The sequence below is a fragment of the Ameyamaea chiangmaiensis genome (assembly GCF_013376175.1).
In the GTDB taxonomy this organism is placed as follows: domain Bacteria; phylum Pseudomonadota; class Alphaproteobacteria; order Acetobacterales; family Acetobacteraceae; genus Ameyamaea; species Ameyamaea chiangmaiensis.
This window is the reverse complement of record NZ_JABXXR010000069.1, coordinates 1-14036: the sequence shown is the minus strand read 5'-3', so window position 1 is coordinate 14036 and position 14036 is coordinate 1. Positions and strand designations below refer to the sequence as shown.

11 protein-coding genes are annotated in these 14036 nt (G+C 64.6%); 5 read left to right on the top strand and 6 right to left on the bottom strand.

The features are described 5' to 3' along the window. From HUK82_RS09790 to pstS, 4 genes are all read right to left on the bottom strand, one after another. A partial coding sequence (locus HUK82_RS09790) for a heparinase II/III family protein (protein WP_218061556.1) occupies positions 1 to 1614 on the bottom strand: 1614 nt, incomplete at its 3' end. An 81-nt stretch (positions 1615 to 1695) separates the two neighbouring features. Next, positions 1696 to 2373 carry a ribulose-phosphate 3-epimerase gene (gene rpe / locus HUK82_RS09785; RefSeq protein WP_176613787.1) on the bottom strand — a complete coding sequence of 226 codons (678 nt, stop codon included), beginning with the start codon at positions 2371 to 2373 and terminating at the stop codon, positions 1696 to 1698. Between the two features lie 87 nt (positions 2374 to 2460). Next, on the bottom strand, positions 2461 to 4119 hold the full coding sequence (locus tag HUK82_RS09780) for an OprO/OprP family phosphate-selective porin (RefSeq protein ID WP_176613786.1): 1659 nt from the start codon (positions 4117 to 4119) through the stop codon (positions 2461 to 2463). A gap of 207 nt (positions 4120 to 4326) precedes the next feature. Beyond that, positions 4327 to 5331 carry a phosphate ABC transporter substrate-binding protein PstS gene (pstS, locus tag HUK82_RS09775; RefSeq protein WP_176613785.1) on the bottom strand — a complete coding sequence of 335 codons (1005 nt, stop codon included), beginning with the start codon at positions 5329 to 5331 and terminating at the stop codon, positions 4327 to 4329. A gap of 335 nt (positions 5332 to 5666) precedes the next feature. Between pstS and HUK82_RS09770 the strand changes: the two genes are divergently transcribed. From HUK82_RS09770 to HUK82_RS09750, 5 genes are read left to right on the top strand one after another with little or no spacing between them, the layout of a single operon-like run. Further along, the gene (locus tag HUK82_RS09770) at positions 5667 to 6893 is read left to right on the top strand and encodes an efflux RND transporter periplasmic adaptor subunit (protein ID WP_176613784.1); all 1227 of its coding nucleotides are present in this window, start codon (positions 5667 to 5669) and stop codon (positions 6891 to 6893) included. Between the two features lie 49 nt (positions 6894 to 6942). Beyond that, the gene (locus tag HUK82_RS09765) at positions 6943 to 10119 is read left to right on the top strand and encodes an efflux RND transporter permease subunit (protein WP_176613783.1); all 3177 of its coding nucleotides are present in this window, start codon (positions 6943 to 6945) and stop codon (positions 10117 to 10119) included. After that, positions 10116 to 11657 (top strand): efflux transporter outer membrane subunit, encoded by a 1542-nt coding sequence (locus HUK82_RS09760; RefSeq protein ID WP_176613782.1) that lies wholly within the window; start codon positions 10116 to 10118, stop codon positions 11655 to 11657. The genes HUK82_RS09765 and HUK82_RS09760 overlap by 4 nt, the downstream gene beginning before the upstream one ends. 51 nt (positions 11658 to 11708) lie before the next feature. Then, on the top strand, positions 11709 to 12074 hold the full coding sequence (locus tag HUK82_RS09755) for a HesB/IscA family protein (RefSeq protein WP_176613781.1): 366 nt from the start codon (positions 11709 to 11711) through the stop codon (positions 12072 to 12074). A 3-nt stretch (positions 12075 to 12077) separates the two neighbouring features. Further along, a complete protein-coding gene (locus tag HUK82_RS09750) occupies positions 12078 to 12848 on the top strand; it encodes an exodeoxyribonuclease III (RefSeq protein WP_176613780.1) in 771 nt (256 codons plus the stop codon). Positions 12849 to 12866: 18 nt separating this feature from the next. Here HUK82_RS09750 and HUK82_RS09745 read toward each other — a convergent pair whose 3' ends face one another. Continuing rightward, the gene (locus HUK82_RS09745; protein WP_212647804.1) at positions 12867 to 13190 is read right to left on the bottom strand and encodes a YXWGXW repeat-containing protein; all 324 of its coding nucleotides are present in this window, start codon (positions 13188 to 13190) and stop codon (positions 12867 to 12869) included. Between the two features lie 86 nt (positions 13191 to 13276). Then, a partial coding sequence (locus HUK82_RS09740) for an EipB family protein (protein WP_176613779.1) occupies positions 13277 to 14036 on the bottom strand: 760 nt, incomplete at its 5' end.

Sequence of the window (14036 nt, the reverse complement as noted above, 5' to 3'; positions counted from 1 at the left end):
GACGGGGTCGGTTGCCTCGCCCCCGACGGGCCCGGTCGGCTCGGCCTGCGCCTCGACCGGCGCGGGCTCGCCGGCCAAGGGCCGGACCGTGATCGTGATCTGGGCGGTTTTTACCGGCGCGGGACCGCCGAAATAGACGCTGTCCTCAACCGACAGAACGCCGCCGTCCTGGACGAAACGCCACGCACCTCCCTGGCCGGCGCGCAGGACGATCTCCTCTTCCGACGGATCGAACTCGACCGATACGCTCGGATGGAGGTGAAACCGCAGCACCATCGCCACCGGTTTTTCGCCCTCGACAATTTCCTCGCCACGAAGATCGGTCCCGTCCGCACCCAGATAGAGACGGCGTCGGTATGTCGCGCCCACCGAAGCGCGATAGCCGTCGTGCGACAGGTCGAGCCAGTGCGCGCCGCCTTGCGTCTGGTGGTCCGCCGTCACATGCACGGGACGGCGCGACAGCCCCCCACCGGGCGCGAAGTCCGACGACGAACGGTCCTCGATCCCCATGACCGAGTGGGCCGCGGTGCCGCGCAGCATCTGCGACCACCCGCGCAGCGGGGACGCACCGCAGTTGCAGAAAATTCTCTGTCGCCCGACAGAAAACTCAAGCGACAGCGTGCCCGCGTTGGCGGTTGAATCGAACCCGGCCGGAGCGGGAACCCCGGCATCGACCAGCAGCAGAGAACGCCCGGCGGTCACCCGCAGAAAGCCTCCATTGGGCATCGCGCCCGCCACGACACGAACGCGGCTCGCCTGCGCGAGAACAGTGTCGAGCAAGCCCGCATGATGTTCCGACGCGCCGTTGAACAGCGCCAGCCCCCCGTCGCCATGCCGCAACGCGCGCAGCACGGGCGCCAGCCGGTCCAGCGCGTTGAGCACCGACTCCGGTGCCTGCAACCGGGCCGTCTGGAACATGATGCGCATTTCGGTCAGTTCGCGGACCGCCTGAAACTGCGCCTCCGGGCTGCGATTGGCGAGACAGCCGTCGGCAAGGATCTGACGCTCGAGCGTGACGTCGATATAGCGCAGGAACCGCTGCAGGTAGCCCGCGTGCTCCGGCATGGCGATGGCAGCCGCCAGCAGGCCACGCATCGCACCCAGCGCGCTGCAATCGAGTGCGTTGAGCGGCAGCAACGCCACGATGACCCGCGCCTGAATCATCAGGTGCGTCATCAGAGCGTGCTGAAAGGCCTCATCCGCCGAGGCCGCGTAGAAATCATAATGCGCCAGAAGAGACGCGATGCGCTCGCCCAGAACCGGCGCATCCGACTCGGTCGGATCAGGGGCGACGAAGCCCAGCCAGTCCGCCACAAGAGTACGGGCGCGGGCACGCGCCCCCGATGTGCCCAAGGCAGCCAGATCGCGCAACCAGCCGAACCCCTGGATCGCCGCCCGGACCCCCTCGGTCCAGCTTGGGTCTTCCCAGTTCCGGCCGAGATGACGTACCGCACCGGCGATTTCCAGTTCCCCGCGCAGCAGGCGCACGCCCCGCGCCGGGTCACCGGGTATCAGATCACGTGCCGTATAGGTCGGTCCTTGCGGCACCTTGCCGATGGCCGGCAGCCGGGCCAGCGAGACGCGAGCCTCCCGCGTCAGTCGCCGCATCACCATGATCCGTCCTATCCCCCAAAAACCGCATTCCGTCCGCGCGCACGCATGTACGCCAGACCGAAAGGCGTCGCTCCGTCGTTCTTAGCCGAAGGGACGCGCGGCGTCACGGAGGGCCGCGATCGCCTGGCGATAATCGGGCTGACCATAGACCGACGTGCCCGCAACCAGCATGTCGGCCCCCGCTTCGGTGGCGCGCGGCGTCGTCTCGACATTCACGCCGCCATCGACGCCAATGCGAATGTCGCGCCCGGTCGCGTCTGCCATGCGGCGCAGCGTGCGTATCTTGGGCAGCTGGCTGTCGAGAAATTTCTGCCCCCCGAAACCCGGGTTCACGGTCATGACCAGAATAATGTCGACAAGGTCCAGCACCTCGCCCAGCGCCTCGGGCGGCGTGGCCGGACAGATCGCGATGCCCGCTTTCACACCGCAGGCACGGATGTGCTGCAAGGTGCGATGCGTGTGCGGGCCGGCCTCGATATGGACATGGATATGATCGGCGCCCGCCTTGGCGAACATCTCGATATACGGATCGACGGGCGCCACCATCAGGTGAACATCGAACACCATCTTCGACTTCGGCCGAAGCGCGGACACCAGAGGCGCCCCGAAGGTCAGGTTGGGCACGAAATGGCCGTCCATCACGTCGAGATGGAGCCACTCCGCCCCACCGGCCTCCACCGCGGCGACTTCCTCGGCCATGCGGGAAAAATCAGCGGACAGGACACTCGGGGCGATGATCGGGGGGAAGCGAGCTGGCATGGGCACAGATTAACAGCAATGGCGGGGCATCGTGCAAGATGCCCCGCCATCACAAAAACACGGCCCGGGCGTGTGCCAGCCGAACGATCAGAACGCGGCCTGGATACGGGCGGCGATCGAGTTGCCGTTGCGACCTAGCGTATCCCAGGCCGCCGCCTCCCGCGTGACGATGAAGTGGTTGTAGTCAATCATGACGCGGAAATGCCGGTTCGGATACCAGTTCAGACCGGCCGCCCAGATCGTCTGCTTGCCGCCCCTCAGGCCCGCGCTCTTGTCGTCCAGATCCGTAACGCTCCATCGACCGATCGCCTCGAGCGCACCCCAGTGACCGCTGGACGGATCGAAATCATGCTCGACGCCCGGGGCTGCGAACGCACCTTCCTTCACGTTGTAGGAACGCCCCTTGCCGAACAGGGTGTAGCCCGCCGTCACGTAGTAACCGTCGAAATTGTATTTCGGCAGAGACTGGCCGGGCGAACCATGAGACCGGTCGACGCCGATATGGTAATACTCCGACTTGATCAGGAAGTTCTTGTAACGAATCCCAAGTTCGGGGCCCGCCGACCACACGTCGGCGACATCGGTCATCGCAGCCGCCACGGTCGCCGACGTCAGGTTCAGCTCCGGCCGCTGGCTGAGCGTGAAGCTGCGCGTGCCATTTACGCCGTTGGTGCCGTTGATCAGGGTCGGCTTGAACGCGCCAATGGCCGAGACACCGACATGCACGTCGATGTCCTTGGTCACGACCGGACGGCCGGCGACGCGGAACGTGCCGCCCGTCTGGCTGTCGGCGGTGGACGACGAAGCCGCACGGTTACCGTAGGACTGACCGGTGAAATATCCCGCGATCCACCAGCGCTTGTCGTAATGCAGGCCGCCGATACTGAAGCGCGCGTCGCCCGCCGCGATGCTGCGCATTACGTCGGTAATGCCCGGACGCTCCATCATCATGAAGTCGTTGGAGCTTTCGGAATCTTCCTCGGTCACGCGGGGCTGGAAATAGCCGACCGTCAGGATCGTATTCTTGAAACCGGTGTAGTTCAGGTTGGCTTCATAGAGATACTGGTTGGACGTATAGGCCGAGCCCGACGACAGCTCGTTCGATCCGCCGAAGTCCGGCGTCACATTGGCAACCCAGTTCTTGTAGCGCCACGTGAAGAAAATACGCATGCGGCGCGTGTTGGACGTAAAGCCCGGGAACGTGCCGCGGGTCTCCGCCCCACGGCGATCCACACCGAAGAAGCCGCCGAAATCCTCATGGAACGCCAGACCGATCGACAGCGCATACGCACCGTCATCGGTCGCGATCGTCGGACGGCCGTTCGGGAAGCCGATCCGCACGCCACCGATATGCACGCTCTCGTCTTCAGCGCGCGAACGCTGGAATGCACGCTGGAACTCGTTCCACGACGACGCGATGCCGCGATCCGGGGGCGGACGCATCTCGTCGGCCGTCAGCGGCGCGCGCTGTGCCACCTGTCCGATATGCACGCCCGCCTCGGGCGCGCCGATATAGTTCACTGGTGCGGTGCGGCGACGCAGCGATCTCGCGGAGTGGGGCTCGGCAACCGTGCTCTCATGGATCTGCTGGTGCATGGCACGCATTTCCTGCTTCATTTCCGCAATTTCCTTGCGCAGAAGCATGATTTCCGATTCGTCGGAGGTCGCGGCAAAGGCCGGCACCCCACCTGCCATGAACGAAGAGGCTGAGAGTAAAAGAACACGCAGCTTTAGGGAGTGGCGCATAGCCTCTGTTCCGCAATGAAAGATGACGTGTTTTTCATGGATACAGGGCCAAAATATAAGTGAACATTTTAGGTAGTTTTTATTTCAGAATTATTTCACCGCGAACCCGCGAACGGCGTCACCCCTGAACGCCCATATCGCTGCCCGGTAAAAAAAATGCCGGCCCAGAGGCCGGCATTTTCCAAACGACCGTCCGTTTCGCGTGGGTCAGCGCGCCGCGTCCCAGGCCTTGCGCACGGCTGCCTTCACCGTATCGGGCAGCACGACGTAATCAAGCTTCTGGGCCATCTGGTCACCATTGGTCAGCGACCAATCAAAGAAGGCGCGCACGGCCTTGGCCTGGTCGTGACTGGAAGCCGCGACCGGAACCAGAGCGTACGTCGCCGACAGGATAGGCCACGCACCCGCGCCATCCATATCCAGCAGGTCGACGGACAGATCGCCGGACTTCGTCCAGTCCGCGGCCTTTGCCGCCGCGGCGAAGCTGCTGCCACCGGCGGCGACGAACGCACCCGCGTGGTTCTTCAACTCGACCGCCGCAAGATGGTTGTTGCTGGCATAGGCATACTCGACATAGCCGATGCCCCCGACGGTATTGCGCACGGACGCCGCAACGCCATCATTGCCTTTGGCACCCGCGCCACCGGGCCACGACACCGACGAACTTGCGCCGACCTGCTCGTGCCAGGCGGGATAGACCTTCGACAGGTAACTTGTGAACACGAAGGTCGTGCCCGATCCATCGGCACGATGCACGGTCGCGATCGGCGCCTCGGGCAGTTTCACACCCGGGTTCAGGGTGGCGATCGCCGGATCATTCCAGGCCGTGATCTCACCCATGAAAATCTTCGCCAGCACCTCACCCGTCAGATGCAACTGGTTCGTGCCGACCCCCGGCAGGTTCACGATCGGCACGATGCCGCCCATCGCCGTCGGGAACTGGAAGATGTGCCCCGCGCTCCGCTTGGCCGGCGGCATCGGATTATCCGACGCGCCGAAATCAACGGTCCCCGCGAGAACCTGGTTCTGTCCCGCGCTCGACCCGACGCTCTGGTAGTTGACGTCCACACCGGCGGCTGACTTGGCCGCCGCACCCCATACCTCATACAGCGGAGCGGCGAAGCTCGAGCCCGCACCGGTAATCGTGGCGGCGTTGGCGGACGTCGTGACGCCGACCAGCGCGGCCGTGGCGGCCAGCAACATAAAGCGCATCTGTGATCTCTTTCTCTTGCGACGGAGGTCTCGCCAAACCACAAGGAAGCGGTTACGCGAGCGTCCTGCTACGTACAGGAAACCCCCACCTCGGCACAACGGTCACAGAATGAAGCTTTGATGACAGCGGACGACGTGCAAGCCGGGCAGGACACTGTCATGGTTGTCAAAAATTTTAGACGTTACGAAACGTTTGCGGCGCTATACGCTGCCGCGCACACTGGTACATTACGTGCCGGAGTATGGGCACCCCGGCGCGCGGAATATCATCATTCCGTGCGGGCGGCCGGTGCCTGCTCGCGTGCCTCGTCGATCTTCAACGGACCACGGACTTAATGCCCCAGACCTCTGCGCCCTCCCGCCGGCCATCCCGACGCTTTCTGGTCTGGATCCTTGTTCTGCTCCTCCTTGGCGCCGTCGCCTACGCGCTGCTGCACACGATCTCCTCGCGCTCCGGCCGCCATCGCGCCGGTGACTCGACCGATACGGCGCAGCCGGTCGCGGTCACCAGCGCGGCGTCGGGCGACATGCCGGTCGTCCTGACCGAACTGGGCACCGTGATCCCGATCACCACCGTGACGATCCCGGCACGCCAGTCCGGCTATCTGACGGACGTGCTGTTCACAGAGGGACAGCACGTAAAAAAGGACGACCTGCTGGCCGTCATCGACCCGCGCCCCTATCAGGCCACGCTGGAGCAGTACCAGGGCACGCTGGCGCAGGATCAGGCCAGGCTCGCGCAGGCGCGCCTCGACAACGCGCGTTATCAGCGCCTGATCCATCAGAACAGCGTCGCCGCCATGACCGCGCAGGACCAGGAATATCTGGTCAAGCAGTATGAAGGCGCCGTGAAGACCGACCAGGGCATGGTCGACAACGAAAAGCTGCAGGTCGAGTATTGTTACATCCGTGCCCCCGTGGACGGGCGCATCGGCATCCGTGCCGTCGACCGTGGCAACTACGTGGCCGTGGGGCAGACCAACGGTCTGGCGACGCTGACCCAGATGCAGCCGATCTCGGTCATTTTCACGCTGCCGCAGGACCAGCTGGCCGAAGTCGCCGAACAGCTGCACGCGACGCAGACCCTGAGGGTCGAGGCGTGGGATAGCAGCAACACCACCAAACTGGCCGACGGAACGGTCAGTGTGCTCGACAGCCAGATCGACACCTCGACAGGCACGGTTCGCATGCGCGCCATCTTCACCAACGAGGATGAACGTCTGTTTCCCAACGAATTCGTCAATGCCCGCCTGCTTGTCCGGACGCTGCATGACGTGACGCTGCTGCCGACCAACGCGTTGCAGACCGGGCCGGACGGCCAGTTCGTCTATGTCGTGCAGCCGGACAACACGGTGGCTGTACATAACGTCAAGGTCGGTGTGCAGAATGCCGACACGGCAGTCATCACAAGTGGCGTGGCCGTGGGCGACCGCGTGGTGACAGACGGCACCAACCACCTGCGGGCCGGTGCGAAGATCACCATCCCCGCCGACCATCCTCAGCCTGCCGCGACCGACGCAACCCAGCAGCAGCGCCACCACAGGCACCAGCAGGCCGACTGATGATTCCTGAGACGTCTTTCCTCCGCCTCCGCTTGCGAGAGGGCCACCGGTGAACCCGTCCCGCCTGTTCATCGAGCGGCCGGTCGCGACCACGCTGCTGATGCTCGCCATCATGATGGCGGGTCTGCTCGGCTTTCATTTCCTGCCGGTGTCCGCTCTGCCGCAGGTCGAATATCCGACCATCACGGTGCAGACATTCTACCCCGGCGCGGGGCCCGACGTGATGGCGACGTCGGTCACGGCGCCGCTGGAGACGCAGCTTGGCGAGATGCCGGGCCTCGACCAGATGACGTCCCAGTCGTCCGGGGGAGCCTCGGTGATCACGCTGCGGTTCGGCCTGTCGATGTCGATGGACATCGCCGAACAGGAAGTACAGGCCGCCATCAATGACGCCAACTCCCTGCTGCCGACCGACCTGCCCGCGCCGCCGATCTACGCCAAGGTCAATCCGGCCGACACGCCTGTCCTGACGCTTGGCATCACCTCCAGCACCCTGCCGCTGACCGAGGTCGAGGACTACGTCAACACGCGCCTCGAACAGAAGATCAGCCAGATTTCCGGTGTCGGCCTCGTGTCGATGTCGGGCGGCAACCGAAAGGCCTATCGCGTCCGCGTCAACGTGCCCAAGGCCACGTCCCTGGGTATCGACCTCGATACGCTTCGTACGACGATCGGCAATGTGAACGTCAACTCCCCGACCGGCACGTTCGACGGCCCCCAGCGCGCCGCGACGCTGCGCATCGATGGCCAGATCAAAAGCACCGACCAACTGATGAGCCAGGTCGTCGCCTACAGCAACAACGGCCCTGTGCGTCTTCGTGACATTGCAACCGTCGTACAGGGGCCGGAGAACACGCAACTGGCCGCCTGGTCGAACAAGACACCAGCGCTGATCCTCAACGTCCAGCGTCAGCCGGGTGCCAACGTCATCTCCGTCGTCGACAACGTGATGAAAGCCCTGCCGACGCTCAGCGCCTCGCTGCCGCCCGGGATCACCATCACACCCCTAACCAACCGGACGACCACCATCCGGGCCTCGGTCGCGGACGTTGAATTCGAACTCGGTCTGTCGATGTTGCTGGTCGTGCTCGTCATCTTCGTGTTCCTGCGCAACATACCCGCGACCATCATCCCAAGCCTGTCGGTGCCTTTGTCGCTGATCGGCACGCTGGCGATCATGTATCTGCTGGGCTTCTCGCTCGATAATCTGTCGCTGATGGCGCTGACGATCGCGACGGGCTTCGTCGTGGACGACGCCATCGTCATGATCGAGAACATCGCCCGCTACATCGAGATGGGCGAAGACCGGATGACGGCGGCCCTGAAGGGATCGGCGGAAATCGGCTTCACCATCATTTCGCTGACCGTTTCGCTGATCGCAGTGCTGATCCCGCTTCTGTTCATGAGCGACGTCGTCGGTCGCCTGTTCCATGAATTCGCCCTGACCCTGGCGGTGACGATCATTCTATCTGCGGTCGTCTCGCTGACACTCGTGCCCATGATGTGCGCGCGCCTGCTGTCCGAGCGCCCGCACGACACCCGGGCCGCCGGGCGTTTCGCACGCTGGTCGGCACAGACAGAAGCTGCCATCGACTCTGTCATCGCGTCCTACGGCCGTGGCCTGGACATCGTGCTTCGCCACCAGACCGCAACGCTTCTGGTGGCTGTGGGCACCCTTGTTCTGACCGGGGTTCTGGCGATGGTCATTCCCAAGGGGTTCTTTCCGGTGCAGGACACCGGCGTGCTGCAAGGCATTTCCGAAATGGCACAGACCATTTCCTTCGACGGCATGAAAGACCGTCAGCAGGCACTTGCACAGGTCATCCTGCGGGACCCGGACGTCGTCAGCCTGTCGTCCTTCGTCGGTGTCGACGGGCAGAACATGACGCTGAACGAAGGTCGTTTTCTGATCAACCTCAAACCCCACGACGAACGCACCAGCACGGCCGCCGAGATCGCCCGGCGACTGGGCGACGAGACCGCTTCGGTCACCGGCGCACGCCTGTATGTCCAGCCGGTTCAGGACCTGTCGCTGGAGACCACCGTCGCCGCGACCCAGTATCAGTTCTTGCTGGAAAACCCGGATTACGGCGAGTTCGTTGTCTGGGTGCCCAAATTCATCGACGCGTTGCGGCAGGAGCCGTCGCTGGCCGACGTCGCCTCTGACCTGCAGTCGTCCGGCCTTGTCGCCAAGGTAACGCTCGATCGCTCCACCGGGGCGCGCTATTCGATTACGCCCCAGACGGTCGACAACGTCCTGTATGATTCGTTCGGACAGCGGCAGATTTCGACCATCTACACGCAGTCGAACCAGTATCGCGTCATTCTGGAGGCCGACCCGCGTTTCCAGACCGACCTGAACGCGCTCAACCAGCTCTACCTGCCCGGCATCAGCGGCAGCACCACCTCCAGCACCAGCGGCCCGACGCGCCAGCCGACCTCCGGCCTGGTACCGCTGTCGGCCGTGACGAAGGTCACCCACGAAACGGCCCCCCTGCTTCTGACCCACTTTGGACAATTCCCGGCCACGACCGTGTCGTTCAACGTCGCTCCCGGCTATGCGCTCGGCGCGGCCACGAACGCCATCGAGCGCGTAGAAAAGAAGGTCGGCCTGCCCGCGACGTTCCTGACGTCGTTCCAGGGAACAGCGGCGGCCTTCCGCAGCAGTCTGGGCAATGAGTTCTGGCTCGTCATCGCGGCGCTGGTCGCAGTGTATATCGTGCTCGGCGTCCTGTACGAGAGCTACATCCACCCGGTGACGATCCTGTCGACACTGCCGTCGGCCGGAATCGGCGCGCTGCTGGCGCTCGACATCGCCGGGATGGGCCTGGACGTGATGGGAATCATCGGCATCGTGCTGCTGATCGGCATCGTCAAGAAGAACGCGATCATGATGATCGACTTCGCCCTCGAGGCCGAACGCGTCGAGAAAAAGTCCCCGATCGACGCCATTCATCAGGCCGCGCGCCTGCGCTTCCGCCCGATCCTCATGACCACGCTCGCGGCCCTGCTGGGCGCTTTGCCACTGATGCTTGGCAGCGGCACAGGCTCGGAACTGCGGCGGCCGCTGGGCGTGGCCATCGTGGGCGGCCTGGCCGTGTCGCAGCTCCTGACGCTGTTCACCACGCCGGTGATCTACCTGTTTATGGGCCGCGTCGGCGCGCGCACCCGCGCCCTGTTTGCCCCCAAGACGACCGACACCAGCCTGAACGAGTCCGCGACATGATCTGCTCTCCCTTCACCGCGGACTTTCGCCGCCTGACCCGCTCCCTGACCATCGGTGCTGCGGCGCTTGCCGTGTCGGGCTGTATGGTCGGGCCGCACTACCAGCGCGCCAGCGCGCCGGTCTCGCCACGTTTCAAGGAACTGCGCCCCGCGCCGGGCTGGACGTACGCGCAACCCGAACAGGCGGCGGTCGCGAAAGGCGAGTGGTGGCGGATCTACCGCGATCCGCAGTTGGACGCGCTGGAGTCGCAGGTGGCCCTGAACAACCAGAACGTCGCGGAATATGAGGCGCGTTACCGGGCCGCGCGCGCCGAGATCAATGCCGTCCGCGCACAACTGTTTCCCACGCTCAGCGGTTCGTTCTCCTTCAGTCGCAACGCACAGGGCGGCGGCTCGCAGAACTCGGCGTCCGGGTCGGTCATTTCCTCATCGACCGGATATACCAAGAACACCTACTCGATCGGTCCCAGCGCCTCGTGGGATCTCGATATCTGGGGCAAGATCCGCCGTCAGATCCAGGCGCAGGTGACCGAGAGCCAGGCCAGCGCCGCCGATCTCGCGAACGCGCGGCTATCGTATCAGGCGCAGCTGGCCACCGCGTATTTCAACCTGCATTATCAGGACAGCCTGCACGCGCTACTGGCCCGGAACGTCGCTTTCTACACCGACGCCCTGCGCATCACGCAAAATCAGGTCGAGGCGGGGACGTCCGATCCGACCGCCGTCCTCGAAGCCCGCTACCAGCTCGAACAGACCCGCGCGTCCGAAACCGCCACCCAGACCCTGCGGGCGCAATACGAACACGCCATCGCGGTGTTGATCGGCAAACCGCCGGCCGACGTCTCGATCCCCGTGGCAGAGTTGAGCCGCGACATCCCGGCGATCCCCGTCACGGTCCCGGCGGAGCTCCTGCAACGCCGGCCGGACGTGGCGGCCGCGGAACGCAGGATGGAGGAATACAACGCCGACATCGGCGCCGCGATCGCCGCGTTCTTCCCCAGCATCACCCTTTCGGCGTCCTACGAACAAAGCGGCGATCCGATCGGCACGATCATGAACATCGGCAACCGCATCTGGTCGCTTGGCGCATCGGCGACAGAGACCCTGTTCGAAGGTGGCTCGCGCACCGCCGCCGTACATCAGGCCAATGCCACCTACGACAACTATGTCGCCCAGTATCGGCAGACCGTGCTGACAGCCTTGCAAAACACGGAAGACCAGCTGTCGAACCTGCGCATTCTGGCCGATCAGGCCGCCCAGCAGGACGTCGCCCTGCGGTTCGCCAATCAGGCGGTGACCGTGTCGATGAATCAGTACCTGGCCGGCACCGTGATCTACACGTCCGTCATCACGAACGAGCAGAGCGCCCTGTCGATCGCGCAGTCTGCCCTGTCGATCCAGCAAAGCCGGATGGTCGATTCGGTCAGCCTGATCGAGGCCCTCGGCGGCGGCTGGTCGGTCACCGAACTGCCCAGCAAGGGCTCGATGCAGACCGACAACCCGTTCCTCCCGTCCTTCATCCAGAAGGACAAGAACTAAGCCCGCGCGGCACGTCTTCTTTTAGGCGTGCCGGTATCCTATATTGGCCGAATGAGCACCGCCATCACGACCGACACCGGTTTTCGCATCACCGACCGTGCCCAGACGCGGATCGGCGAGATCGTCAGCGCGCAGCCCGGCGCCTCTGGGCCCGACGCGGTCGCCCTGCGCGTCGCCGTGCTGGCCGGCGGATGTTCGGGCTTTCAGTACAGCTTCAAACTCGACCCGCAGAAGACCGATGATGACATCGAAATCCATGCGGGTCAGGTGCGCGTACTGGTCGACACGTCCAGCATGTCCCTGCTGGAAGGTGCCGAGCTGGATTTCGTGGACAGGCTGATGGGTGCCCATTTCACGGTCGTCAACCCGATCGCGACCTCGTCCTGCGGCTGTGGCACCAGCTTTTCCATAGACTGAGCCATGAAAATCGTCACCTGGAACGTGAATTCGATCCGTCAACGCGAATCCCACGTTCTGTCGTTCCTTGCGCGCGAACAGCCCGATGTCCTGTGCCTGCAGGAAATCAAATGCGAGACCGGACAGTTCCCCGCCGCCGCCTTCCGGGACGCCGGCTATGAGGCCGTCGTGGTCGGGCAGAAGGCCTATAACGGCGTCGCGATCCTAGCCCGGGTTCCCTTCACCGCGACCGCGCACCAGCTTCCCCCCCTTGAGGATGCGACACCCCAGGCTCGCTACGTGGAAATCGAAGTCGCGGGCCTTCGGGTGGGTAACCTGTATCTGCCGAACGGTAACTCCAACGGCGACGCCGGCTATGCCGCCAAACTCGCGTTCATGGACGCACTGGCTGAGCACGCGCGCTCACTGCTGGAGACGGATACCGACTTCGTCCTGACCGGCGACTATAACGTGTGCCCGACGGACGAGGACCTCGCACCCGGTGCCCTTCCCGCTTCCGACGCGCTTGTGCGACCGCAGACACGGGCCGCTTTCCGGCGCCTGATCTGGCTCGGGCTGACCGACGCTCTGCGTGCGCTGCATCCCACCGGGGCAGCCTATACGTTCTGGGACTATCAGGCCGGGGCATGGCCACGGAACATCGGCCTGCGCATCGATCACGCGCTGCTGTCACCCCGTCTGGCCGAGCGTCTCGTCTCATGCGAGATAGCGCGGGACGAACGCGGAGAGACGCAGCCCAGCGACCACGTCCCTCTCGCCATCACGCTTGCGTGATATTGGGATACCGAGTGGCTAGTACCAACCCGGCCGGACCCACGTCCAGCTCGGCCCACGCCTGACCCAATGACCCGGCCCCCAGTGACGCGGCCCCACCGGTCGCACATACTGCCCCGGTATCCAGACATAGCCGCCGCCACGCCAGTCCCAGCCTCCGTTGCGCCACACCCATCCCGGGCGCGGCGGGGGCATGACCTCAGCCCGTAACGGCGGTGCGGGCGGCGGTACCCATCCCGGTCCGTAGCCCTGCGCGTCTGCGACGTTTCCGATACCACCACCCAGTCCAAGCCCCGTGGCCAGTGCGAAGGCCAGCATCACCTTCGAGCGCACCTGTTTCATCTGCCGTTTCCTCCAAACGAACCCGTCTACGGTCCGTACAGGAAATGTTCAGTCCAGGTTCGTGGCGAAACCGTGGTTGATTGTCGTCAGCGCTCGCAATGGGCCGGTCGCGAGGGAAGAAGGTGGAAGTCACGCACGCTGGCCTGCATGCGAAAATCGCCGAAATCCAGATGAAGACGATCGGCGACCCCATTGTCGTAATAGCGCTGGATGCTCTCGAAATCCGGCAGAGACACCCCCGGTTTAAGCCCGAAATACGATACATGGACCGGCCCCGACGCCATGGCCGCCATCGACGGGGCGATCGGCTCGGGGCTCGGCGCGCCCCAGTGGCCGAACAGCGCGAAGGTCGACAGAGCGCCCCCAACCCCGGTGCCGTCGAACAGCAACGGTGAAATCCATGGCTGCCCCGATGCCGCAGCGTCCACAATCGCCGCCGTGTGGTGCATCGGGAACAGGGTGCCCTTGGGCAGGGCGACCCGTGACGCCTTGGGCAACGTATAGGACGCCGTGCCCGCCCCATCCTGGTTCAGCGCGGCGTCACCCTTGATCTCCTCGCGTGCGCCGCCGGTCGGCCCCTGCCGCATGTCGAAGACGAAATGCCGCCCGTCGAGACTTTCCAGCGTGGCATAGTCCGAGGTCAGGTCGCTGGACCCGCCATCACGGGACGCGGTCGTCAGATGCAGCCTTTGCTGTACGGCCCAGCCACCGCACGTCGCCTCGACCGTGTAGGACATGGTGCCGGACGCGGCCATGACAGACCCGCCCGAGACGTGCTCGAGCGTCAGGTCATAAATGACGCGGTGCGCCGCCAGGCGCCCGGCGGCGGCCGGCGCGCCGGCGATC